Annotated in this window: 9 protein-coding genes and 1 pseudogene; 8 read left to right on the top strand and 2 right to left on the bottom strand. The window is 68.0% G+C overall.

What is annotated here, in order from left to right:
- On the bottom strand, positions 1-368 hold a 368-nt coding region (locus ACM14_RS29370; protein WP_302621880.1), incomplete at its 3' end, for a M17 family peptidase N-terminal domain-containing protein.
- A gap of 23 nt (positions 369-391) precedes the next feature.
- Between ACM14_RS29370 and lptF the strand changes: the two genes are divergently transcribed.
- From lptF to ACM14_RS29330, 8 genes are all read left to right on the top strand, one after another.
- Entirely contained in the window at positions 392-1,519 is a 1,128-nt protein-coding gene (lptF, locus tag ACM14_RS29365; RefSeq protein WP_065348099.1) for an LPS export ABC transporter permease LptF, read from the top strand.
- Positions 1,519-2,628 carry an LPS export ABC transporter permease LptG gene (gene lptG / locus ACM14_RS29360; protein WP_034393081.1) on the top strand — a complete coding sequence of 370 codons (1,110 nt, stop codon included), beginning with the start codon at positions 1,519-1,521 and terminating at the stop codon, positions 2,626-2,628. Before lptF ends, lptG begins: the two co-directional genes overlap by 1 nt.
- A gap of 10 nt (positions 2,629-2,638) precedes the next feature.
- Positions 2,639-3,052, top strand: coding sequence for a sirohydrochlorin chelatase (locus tag ACM14_RS29355; protein WP_065348098.1), 414 nt, complete (start codon positions 2,639-2,641; stop codon positions 3,050-3,052).
- A gap of 64 nt (positions 3,053-3,116) precedes the next feature.
- Positions 3,117-4,058 carry a CysB family HTH-type transcriptional regulator gene (locus tag ACM14_RS29350; protein WP_034398475.1) on the top strand — a complete coding sequence of 314 codons (942 nt, stop codon included), beginning with the start codon at positions 3,117-3,119 and terminating at the stop codon, positions 4,056-4,058.
- 58 nt (positions 4,059-4,116) lie between these two features.
- Entirely contained in the window at positions 4,117-5,283 is a 1,167-nt protein-coding gene (locus ACM14_RS29345; RefSeq protein ID WP_034393073.1) for a pyridoxal phosphate-dependent aminotransferase, read from the top strand.
- 105 nt (positions 5,284-5,388) lie between these two features.
- The gene (locus tag ACM14_RS29340) at positions 5,389-7,083 is read left to right on the top strand and encodes a tannase/feruloyl esterase family alpha/beta hydrolase (RefSeq protein WP_065348097.1); all 1,695 of its coding nucleotides are present in this window, start codon (positions 5,389-5,391) and stop codon (positions 7,081-7,083) included.
- 110 nt (positions 7,084-7,193) lie between these two features.
- On the top strand, positions 7,194-8,156 hold the full coding sequence (locus tag ACM14_RS29335; RefSeq protein WP_065348096.1) for a helix-turn-helix transcriptional regulator: 963 nt from the start codon (positions 7,194-7,196) through the stop codon (positions 8,154-8,156).
- A gap of 77 nt (positions 8,157-8,233) precedes the next feature.
- Entirely contained in the window at positions 8,234-10,453 is a 2,220-nt protein-coding gene (locus ACM14_RS29330; RefSeq protein WP_254662162.1) for a TonB-dependent siderophore receptor, read from the top strand.
- On the opposite strand, the pseudogene ACM14_RS29325 reads toward ACM14_RS29330, so the two are convergent.
- Positions 10,450-10,848 (bottom strand): annotated as a pseudogene (locus ACM14_RS29325) (MFS transporter); the annotation flags it as partial. The gene ACM14_RS29330 and the pseudogene ACM14_RS29325 sit on opposite strands and share 4 nt — an antisense overlap.

Genomic DNA, 10,848 nt, shown 5'->3' with positions numbered 1-10,848 from the left:
CCTGTGGTGCGGCACCTGCCTTCTCGGGCAGGACCAGCCGCATCGAAGCCAAAGCACAGCAAGGCCTTGCCAACACCGGTCGCCTTGAGCGCGGCACCTGCGCCGGCCACGGCCTGGCGCACTTCCCGTGCCGAGCCGTTGCCCGCGCCCAGCAGCACGACTCGGCGTGCAGCGACGGCTGGCAGGCCGTACAGTGCCAGCTGCTTGCCGGCTGCCGTTTCGAAATCTCCGGCCTTGACCGCGTGTGCGACCAGGGTGGACAGCGCGTCGCTGCCCGTGACAGTGGCTTCGGTCACCAGCACCAACAACAGGTCACACTTTTCACGTACTGCTGCGGCAGTCGTCAACGGCTTCAGTTCAAAGTTCATAATCGGCGTTTTCCTTTCAGCCAATGTTATTCGATTCATCCATACGCAAAGAGCTGGCCCGCAGCTTCGGTGCCACGGTCGTGGTGCTGATCACGGTCGTCATGACCATGATGCTGATCCGCACGCTGGGCCAGGCTTACAAGGGCAATGTCAGCCCTTCCGACGTTCTGCTGGTCATGGGCTATACGGTGCTTGGCCAGTTACCCACGATTTTGGGCCTGGGGCTTTTCGTGGCCGTGGTCGGCTCGCTGTCGCGCATGTACCGCGACAGCGAGATGGTGATCTGGTTCGCCGCAGGCCAGGGGCTGGCCAGCCTGCTGCGCCCGCTGCTGCGCTTTGCCTGGCCGGTGCTGGCCGTGATCGCCGTGCTGGGCCTGGGCATCCTGCCCTGGGCCAATCAGCAGATCGAGCAGATCAAGACCCAGTTCGAGCAGCGCAGCGACATTGACCGCATCGCCCCCGGTGAGTTCCAGGAGTCTGCGGGCGGATCGCGCGTGTTCTTCATCGACAAGGACGTGCCCAGCGCCACCGCTGCCAACAATGTGTTCATCGTGGCCAATGAGCGCGGGCGCGAGTCCGTGACCTCGGCGCGCGGGGCACGGCTGGAAGTGGTCAAGGGCGAGCGCATGGCCGTGCTGACCGACGGCCAGCGCATGGAAACGCAGACCAGCGACGGCTCGGTGAAGATCAGCGAGTTCAAGGAATACGGCACGCAGCTCGGCGGCGGCAACAATCTGGCCGCTGCCGAGGAAATGGCCGCTCGCAGCACCTACACGCATGAGCTGCTGCCGCGCACCGAACCCATCTACCGCGCCGAGCTGGGCTGGCGCATAGGCCTGCCGCTGGCGGCGCTGAACTTCGTGATCCTGGGCCTGGCCGTGGCCAGCGTGAACCCGCGTGCTGGCGGCAGCGGCAGCCTCATGCTCGCGCTGTTCGCCTTCATCGTGTACTACAACCTGATGACGCTGGGCGAGAACTGGGTGGCCTCGGGCAAGCTGAGCATGCCCGCCATGACGGCCCTGCTGCACGGTGGAACATTGCTGCTGGCACTGCTGGTACTGCTGGCCCGGCACAAGCGCTGGTCGCCGCGCGACCTGTGGCGCAGGCCCTGCAAGCCGGCTGCCCTGGACGACGCAAAGGCGGTGCCCTGATGAGAGTTCTGAGAAACCTGCTGTACCGCGACATCATCGCGGCCGTCAGCTATGTGACGCTGGCTTTCCTGGCGCTGTTCTTCTTCTTCGATCTGGTCGATGAGCTGCGCTGGGTCGGGCGCGGCGGCGACAACGGCTACCAGATCACGCACGCCCTGCTCTTCGTGGTGCTGCGCATCCCCAGCCACCTGTACGAGCTGATGCCCATCACCGTGCTGATCGGCACCATCTACGTGATGGCGCGCTTTGCCCAGAGCTCGGAATTCACCATCATGCGCACCAGCGGCATGGGCCCCTGGCTGGCGCTGCGCACGCTGATGGTGCTGGGCCTGGGTTTTGTGCTGGCCACCTTCGGCACGGGCGACTACTTGGCGCCGGCTGCCGAGAACGCGGGCCAGAACATCCGCGCCATCCACCTGGCCCAGCTGTCGCGCGGCGCCACGGGTGCCTGGCTCAAGGAGCGCCAGGGCGATCACTCCATAGCCATCAACGTGCGCGCCATCCGCGGGCCCGGTGATTTCTCCAATGTGCGCATCTTCGACTTTGACGGCCAGGGCCGCATCTCGGCCCAGATCCATGCGCAGGCGGCGCAGGTCAGCGAGGATGGCGAATCCTGGACGCTCCAGGGCGTTGAGGCCAGCCGCCTGAAGGCGAAGGCCGACGGAGGCATGGTGCTGCTGCGCGAGAAGGAGGACAGCCTGGTCTGGAAGACCGGCATCAGCGCCGAAATGGTCTCGGCCGCGCTGCTCAAGCCCGACCGCATGTCCACCATCTCGCTGTTTCAGTACGTGCGCCACCTGGAGGCCAACGGCCAGGCCGCGCAGAAGTACGAGATCGAGTTCTGGCGCAAGGTCTTCTACCCCATGAGCTGCCTGGTGATGGTGGTGCTGGCCCTGCCCTTTGCCTATCTGCACTTCCGTTCGGGCGGCATCGCAGCCTATGTGTTCGGCGGCGTCATGGCCGGCATCAGCTTCTTCCTGCTGAACAACGTGTTCGGCTACATCGGCACGCTGCAGACCTGGTCGCCCTGGCTGACCGCTGCGGCGCCGGGCCTGCTCTACAGCCTTCTTTCATTGACCGCCTTCACCTGGCTGGTGCTGCGCCGCTAGATCCGTTGCCATGCAAAACGACACAACAGCGGCCGGCACTGCCGGCCTGATCCTGCTGGCCCACGGCTCCCGCGACGCCCTGTGGCGCCAGCCCATCGAGGCCGTGCTCGGCGCCGTCCGGCAAGCGCAGCCCCACGGCCTGGCTGCATGCGCCTACCTGGAAGCCTGTGCGCCCGACCTGCCCACCGCCGCGCGCGGGCTGGTTGAGGCGGGCGCCACGCGCATCACCGTGCTGCCCCTGTTCCTGGGCACGGGCAAGCATGCGCGTGAGGACATCCCGAAGCTGGTGCAGGAGATCCGCGACACCCACCCACAGGTGGCCGTGGAACTGGAGCCGGCCGTGGGCGAGCATCCACGTGTCACGGCCCTGCTGGCAGAGCTGGCGCTGGCGGCCATGGAGCCTTCCGGCAGGTCAGGAAGCTGAAATAACGAATCGCTTCTTTATATAAATGCAGCATAATGGCGCGCTGCACCCAGCTGTCACCGCCATGAACCTGCACCAATTCCGATTCGTCCAAGAAGCGGCGCGCCGCAACCTCAACCTCACCGAGGCGGCCAAGGCCCTGCACACCTCGCAGCCCGGCGTCTCCAAGGCCATCATCGAGCTGGAGGAGGAGCTGGGCATCGACATCTTCGCGCGCCACGGCAAGCGCCTCAAGCGCATCACCGAGCCCGGCCTGGAGGTGCTCAAGAGCATCGAACTCATCATGCGCGAGATCGGCAACCTCAAGCGCATCGGCGAGCAGTACAGCGCCCAGGACAGCGGCACGCTGTCGATTGCCACCACCCACACCCAGGCCCGCTACGTGCTGCCGCCCGCCGTGGCACGGCTGCGCGACCTGTATCCCAAGGTCACCATCAGCCTGCACCAGGCCACGCCGGCCGAGGTGGCGCGCATGGTCATCGACGAAATCGCCGACATCGGCATGGCCACCGAGTCCCTGGCCGACTACCCCGATCTCGTCACCCTGCCCTGCTACGAATGGCAGCATGTGCTGGTCATGCCCACGGGCCATCCGCTGGCGCAGAAAGAGCGCATCACGCTGGACGACATCGCCCATGAGTCGCTGATCACCTACCACCCCTCGTTCACCGGGCGCGGCAAGATCGACCAGGCCTTCGCCACGCGCCGGCTGCGTCCGCGCATCGTGCTGGAGGCCATTGACTCCGACGTGATCAAGACCTACGTGCGCCTGGGCCTGGGCATCGGCATCGTGGCCGAGATGGCCATGCGCGACGATCCGGTCAACGACCTCGTGGTGCGCCCCATGGGCCATCTGTTCGGCCAGAGCGTGGCGCGCGTGGCCATCAAGCGCGGCGCCTATCTGCGCAACTTCGTCTACCGCTTCGCCGAACTGCTCAGCGACCGCCTGACGCGCGATCTGATCATGCGCGCCATGAGCGGCCACGTGCACGACTACGAACTCTGATCCTCCGCCCCACCGGGCCCGCAGTGCGGGCCCGTTCCCGTTTTCCGCTGCCTCCGCCATGACCTCTGCCACGCCCCGCACGCCCGCCTTCCCCAGCCGCCTGCCCCATGTGGGCACGACCATCTTCACCACCATGTCGGCGCTGGCCGCCGAACACCAGGCGGTGAACCTGGGCCAGGGCTTCCCCGACTTCGGCTGCGACCCCAGGCTGGTCGATGCCGTCACGGCCGCCATGCAGGCCGGCCACAACCAATACCCGCCCATGCCCGGCCTGCCGCAGCTGCGCCAGGCCATGGCCGACAAGATGGAGGCACTGTACGGCCGCCGCTACGACGCGGGCACCGAGATCACGGTCACGGCCGGCGCCACGCAGGCCATCCTCACCGCCATCCTGGCCACCGTGCATGCGGGCGATGAGGTCATCGTGCTCGACCCCTGCTACGACAGCTACGTGCCCAATATCGAGCTGGCCGGCGGCGTGCCCGTGCGCGTGCCGCTGACGCCGGGCAGCTTCAAGCCCGACTTCGCCAAAATTGCCGCCGCCATCACGCCGCGCACACGGCTTTTGATCATCAACAGCCCGCACAACCCCAGCGCCACCATCTGGAGCGATGCCGAGATGCTGCAATTGCAGGAGCTGCTGGCGCCCACCGACGTGCTGCTGATCAGCGACGAGGTCTACGAACACATGGTCTACGACGGCCGCCAGCACCAGAGCGCCGCGCGCTTTGCCGGCCTGGCGGCGCGCGCCTTCATCGTCTCCAGCTTCGGCAAGACCTACCACGTCACGGGCTGGAAGGTGGGCACCGTCGCCGCACCGGCCGCGCTCACGGCCGAGTTCCGCAAGGTCCACCAGTTCAACGTCTTCACCGTCAACACGCCCATGCAGGCGGGCCTGGCCAGCTACATGGCCGACCCTGCGCCCTACCTGCAGCTGCCCGCCTTCTACCAGGCCAAGCGCGACCTGTTCTGCCAGGGCCTGGAAGGCTCGCGCCTGCGCCTGCTGCCCACGGCGGGGACCTACTTCGTCTGCGCCGACATCTCGGCCGTGTCGGACCTGGACGAAGCCGCGTTCTGCCAGTGGCTGGTCCGGGAGCATGGCGTGGCGGCCATCCCGCTGTCGGCCTTCTATGGCGACGGCTTCGACCAGCGCGTGGTGCGCTTTTGCTTTGCCAAGCAAGACAGCACGCTGCGCGCGGCGTTGGAGCGGCTGCGCAAACTCTGAAGCCGGGCGCGGGGCAGCGCCCACGCCGGGTTGTCCCGTCATCCTCTGAGATGACATGGCCCCTCCGTCCCTGGTCTTACGCTCGGGCGACAGGAGACACAAGCCATGCGAACCGACCACGCCCCACGCGCCTTGCGGCGCGTTTTTCCATCCACGGCCGCCTTTGCCGCATCCCTTCTCATGGCGGGCTGCGGCGGTGGCAGCAGCCCCACTTTGGCCGATGCCGCAACGCCGGCGGCCGCCTGCGCCGACCTGCCTGACAGGGCAGGCCTTGTGGCCACCCGGCTGTCCACCAGCTATGTGCCGCCCGACACCCGCAGGCCGGGCGGCGCCAGCACCGGCGCGCTGCTGCCCGGGCACTGCGTAGTCACCGGCGCCATCAACCCGCGCGTAGGCGTGGACGGCAAGAACTACGCCATCGGGTTCCAGCTCAGCCTGCCGGACCAATGGAACGGCCGGTTTCTCTTCATCGGCGGCGGTGGCAACGACGGCATCCTGCGCGACACCTCGCTGAGCTCCAGCATCTCTGGCGCAACGCCTTCACCGCTGGGCCAGGGCTTTGCGGTGGTCTCCACCGACGCGGGCCACACCGGCACGACGGCCAGCTTCGGTGCCGACCCTCAGGCCCGGCTGGACCACGCCTACAACGCCTACGACAAGACCGCCGTGGCGGCCAAATCGCTGATCTCCACACGCTACGGGCGCAAGCCTGAGCACTCCTATTTTTCGGGCTGCTCGGGTGGCGGGCGGCAGGGCATGGTGTTCTCGCAGCGCTTTCCCGACTACTTCGACGCCATCACGGCCGGTGCCCCTGCCATGCGGGTATCGAGCGGCGCCACGGTGGCCGCGATGTGGAACACCATCGAGTTCGACGCCATCGCGCCGGCCGACAGCAGTGGCCGGCGCATCCTCTCCCGGGCCTTCAGCAACGAGGACCTGAACCTGGTGGCCAAGGCCGTGACCGCCTCCTGCGATGCGGCCGACGGCGTGGCCGATGGCATGGTGAACCACGTCAAGGCCTGCCATTTCAACCCCGGCGTGCTGCAGTGCAGCGGCGCCAAGACCGGCAGCTGCCTGAGCAGCGGACAGGTGAACGCGCTCAGAAACGTGTTTGCCGGGCCGCGCAACTCGGCAGGCCAGGCCCTGTATGCGGGCCAGCCGTGGGATCCGGGCCTGGCAGCGCCGGGCTGGCGCACCTGGACACTGGGCAGCTCCACCACCGCCACGCCGGATTCGCGCTACATCACGCTGATCGGGGATGCGCTGGTCAACGAATTCCTCACCCCGCCAGACCTGGGCTTCAACCCGCTGGCCTTCAATTTCGACACCGACCCGGCGCGCATGCAGGCCTACTCGGCCATCTATGACACCTACCGGGACGACCGGCTCACGGCCTTCCGGCAGCACGGCGGCAAGATGCTCTTCATCCACGGCATGTCCGACCCCATCTTCTCGGCGCTGGACACGCTGGACTACTACGAGCGCCTGGCCGCCAACAACGGCGGCATGCAGGCCACGCAGGACTTTGCGCGCACCTTCCTCGTGCCGGGCATGAACCATTGCTCGGGCGGCCCGGCCACGGACAGCTTCGACTCCATACAGGCCATGGTCGACTGGGTGGAGAAAGGCGTCGCCCCGGACACCATCGCCGCCAGGGCCCTGCCGTCCAGCGCGGACTTTCCGCAGCGCACGCGCCCGCTGTGCCCGTATCCGAAGATTGCCAGGTACAGGTTCGAGGGCGCAGCCGCCGGCACGGGCAATGTGGAGGATGCGGCCAGCTTTGTCTGCGCCCTGCCCTGAGCCTGCGCATCTGCGGGCTGGACGGCGCAGGGCCGAGGCAAGCATGCAGCGATAATGAGAAGCGTTCACTGCAGCGAGCGCTTCCCGCCACCGCCTTTCCGCCTCCGCCCATGCCCGCCCCTTCCCAGCGCTACACCACGGCGCAGCTCGACGCCATGCGCCAGCGCCACGGTTTCAGCGTGCGCTTTCTCTCCACCGTCTCCGAAAACGATTGCATCTTCGAAGGCCAGGTACAGGAGCACCAACTGCCTTCGGGCCTGCAGCTGGTCAGCTCCGACATCCGCATCAACCATGGCTATGAATCCACGTCCGAGCATCCGCGGCGCTTCACCGCCGTGGTCCTGCTGGACGGCCAGGCCGAGCTGCAGCTGCCCGGCGCCCGCAAGGCCCTGAGCGTGACGCGCCATGCCGCAGCGGCATTCTCCTGCGGCGACACCGAGGTGCTCAAGGCCACCCATGAGGCAGGCCAGACGGTGCGCGGCTTCAACCTGTCCATCGAGACGCCCGAGGCCTGCGCCGATGCCGAACTGGCCGAGCTGCTGCACCATGCCCTGCGGCAGTCCGGCCCGCCGCTGCATGCCTGGTCGCTGCCCGAGCATCTGGCGGTGTCGCTGCGTCAGCTGCTCGATGGCGTCTGGAGCGGCAGCCTGGCCCGGCTGCACCGCGAAGGCATTGCGCTGCAGGTGCTGGCCTGCGCGCTGCAGGCACATGCGCAGCCGCAGCCTGCGCCCTCGCCGCGCATCCATCCCCGGGACAGGCGCGGCCTGGAGCGCGTGCGCGAGTGCATGGATGCAGCGCCGGGCCAGGCGCACAGCCTGGACGACCTGGCGCGCCTGGCATGCATGAGCCCGACCACGCTGCGCGAGAAATTCCAGGCCGCCTACGGCCAGACCGTGTTCGGCTGGCTGCGCGAGCGCCGCATGCAATTGGCGCGCGAGCGGCTGGCACAGGGCTGGAGCGTGCAGGAAGCGGCCGACTGCGTGGGCTTTCAGCACGCCAGCAATTTCGCCACGGCCTTTCGCCAGCGCTTCGGCCACGCGCCCAGCCAAGGCAGCCTGCGTCGCAAACCATAGGACTGGCGTCGCCGGGAACAGGCGGCGGCGGCGCACATTTCCCACAATCCGGGCTCACGCCCAGGACCATGGAAATGATGAGCATTCGCATTCAAAACCCCACCCCGCGACACCCCCAAGGCGCGCGGACCCCGCTGTCCCTGCTGATCTGCGCCCTTTGTGCAGCCCCTGCGCCAGCAGTCTGGGCCGCCGACGAGGACAGGCCCCCTGCCAGGAACAGCGACACCGAACTAGGCACCGTCACCGTGCGCGCCGCCGCCGATGCGGGCACCACCGAAGGCACGGCGCGCTACACCAGCGGCGCCACAGGCACGGCCACGGGCCTGCAACTGTCGGCGCGCGAAACTCCGCAGTCGGTCAGCGTGATCACGCGCCAGCTCATGGACGATGCAGGCCAGCTCACCGTCTCGCAGACGCTGGAGGCCTCCGCGCCCGGCCTGTCGGTCAGCCGCAGCGACAGCAACCGCTACCAGTTTTCCTCGCGCGGCTTTGGCGTCAGCAACTTCCAGTTCGACGGCCTGGCCTCGCCCATCAACAGCCTGTGGAACTTCGGCGCCACCGACATGGACACGGCCTTCTACGACCGCGTGGAAATCGTGCGCGGCGCCACGGGCCTGCTCAATGGCTCGGGCGATCCGTCGGCCACGGTGAACTTCGTGCGCAAGCAGCCGCGCGAGACGGCGGGCGGCCATGCCTCGCTGACGCTGGGCCGCTGGAACCTTCGCCGCGCCCAGGCCGATCTGTCCCTGCCGCTGGACCGCGAAGGCCGCGTGCATGGCCGTGTCGTGGCCGTGCAATCGGACAGCGACAGCTACGTCAGCCACTTCGGCCAGCGCAGGCAGGGCCTGTACGCCGTGGTCAGCGCGGCCCTGACGCCCGCCACCCGGCTCGTCACCAGCCTCGAATACCAGAAGAACACCAGTCCCGGCATGGGTGCCGGCTTTCCGCTGTTCTATGCGGACGGCAGCCGCACGGACTTCGACCGCTCGGTGTCCAACAACACGCGCTGGTCGCATTTCGGCACCGAGAACACCACGGCCACGCTGGACCTGACGCACCGGCTGGACAACCGCTGGCTGCTGCGCGCCGCCTACAGCCGCAACGAAGGCAACTACGACATGCGCTATGTCTACCGGGGCGGCGCGCCGGACGCCAGCACCGGCTTGGGCATGGCCAACTCCTTCATCAAATACCGGGGCGACCGCTCGCGCGACAGCCTGCACCTCACGGCCAGCGGCCCGGTCGCACTGTTCGGGCGCCAGCACGAGATTGCCGTGGGCTGGAACCATGTGCGCGACGACATCGACATCCGCCGCTACGCACCGCTGGGCACGCCGCCTGCCACGGACAACTTCCTCGACTGGCGCAACGGCAGCCTGGCCGAGCCGGGCTGGTCCGACGTCTCCAACGGCGGCGACGACAGCCGCATGCGCCAAAGCGGCGGCTATGCCGTGGGGCGTTTCTCGCTGGCCGATGGCTGGACGGCCGTGGCCGGCGCCCGCCTGAGCCGCTGGTCCACGCGCCAGAACTACTTCGGCAGCCTGCGCGACTACCGCTACAGCAGCCAGGTCACGCCCTACGCCGGCCTGCTGTGGGACATCGATGCCCGGCACACGGCCTACCTGAGCTACACGGAAATCTTCACGCCCCAGAACTACCGCGACAAGCAAGGCAGCATCCTGGACCCCGTCACCGGCCAGGCCTTCGAGCTGGGCCTCAAGGGCTCCTGGCTGCAGGACCGGCTGCAGGGTTCTGCGGCGCTGTTCCAGACCCGCCAGGACAACCTGGCGCAGGACACGGGCGAATTCATCGACGGCACCACGGACCAGAAGGCCTATCGCGGCGTCAAGGGCGCGCAGGTGCGCGGCATCGATCTGGAACTCAGCGGCGAGCCGGCCCGGGGCTGGCGCCTGGGCGCCAGCTACACCCACTACACGGCACGCAGCGCCAGCGGCGCCGCGTTCAACACCACGCACCCGCGCAGCCTGGTCAAGCTCACGGCTATGCGCAGCTTCGAGGGTGCGCTGCAGGGCTTGAGCCTGGGCGGCAACCTGCGCTGGCAAAGCCGCATCTGGCAGAACGTGACCAACCCGCTGCGCCAGAGCGTGCAGGTCGGCCAGGGCAGCTACCTGGTGGTCAACCTCTCGGCCCACTACCGCATCGACCCCACCTGGTCGGCCAGCGTGCAGCTCAACAACCTGCTGGACCGCCAGTACTACAGCCAGATCGGCTTCTACAACCAGGGCTGGTGGGGCGAGCCACGCAATCTGACGGTGAGCCTGAAGGCGGATTTCTAGGAGGACTTCGCCACCGGATCGGCGCTGGCATCGGCAACGATGCTTTGCGCTCCACCCTGGCGCCCCAGCACGCGCCAGCAGACGGCCAGCGTCACAGCCGCAGCCAGCAATCCAGCAGCAAAGCCACCGCCGTAGCCCACGGCCGCCGCCAGCGATGTCACCAGGGTGGAGGCCAGAATCTCCCCCGTGTCGCGGGCGCTTTGCACGGCCGTCATGTCGGTGCCGGCCTGCGGGCCGGCACCGGCAAAGCGCATGGCCAGCGTCATCACGGCCACCGAAGATGCACCCGTTCCAAACGCCCCCAGCGCCTGGGCCGCAAAGGCAGTGCCCATGTCCAGCGGCAGCAGGCCTGCGGCCAGGGCCATCCAGCCCAGCGCCGAGGCGGCGCAGGCCGC

The organism is Delftia sp. JD2, from assembly GCF_001682645.1.
Lineage (GTDB): Bacteria > Pseudomonadota > Gammaproteobacteria > Burkholderiales > Burkholderiaceae_C > Comamonas > Comamonas acidovorans.
Note: the sequence above shows the minus strand (reverse complement) of the source record. Positions and strands in the feature narration are given on the sequence as shown.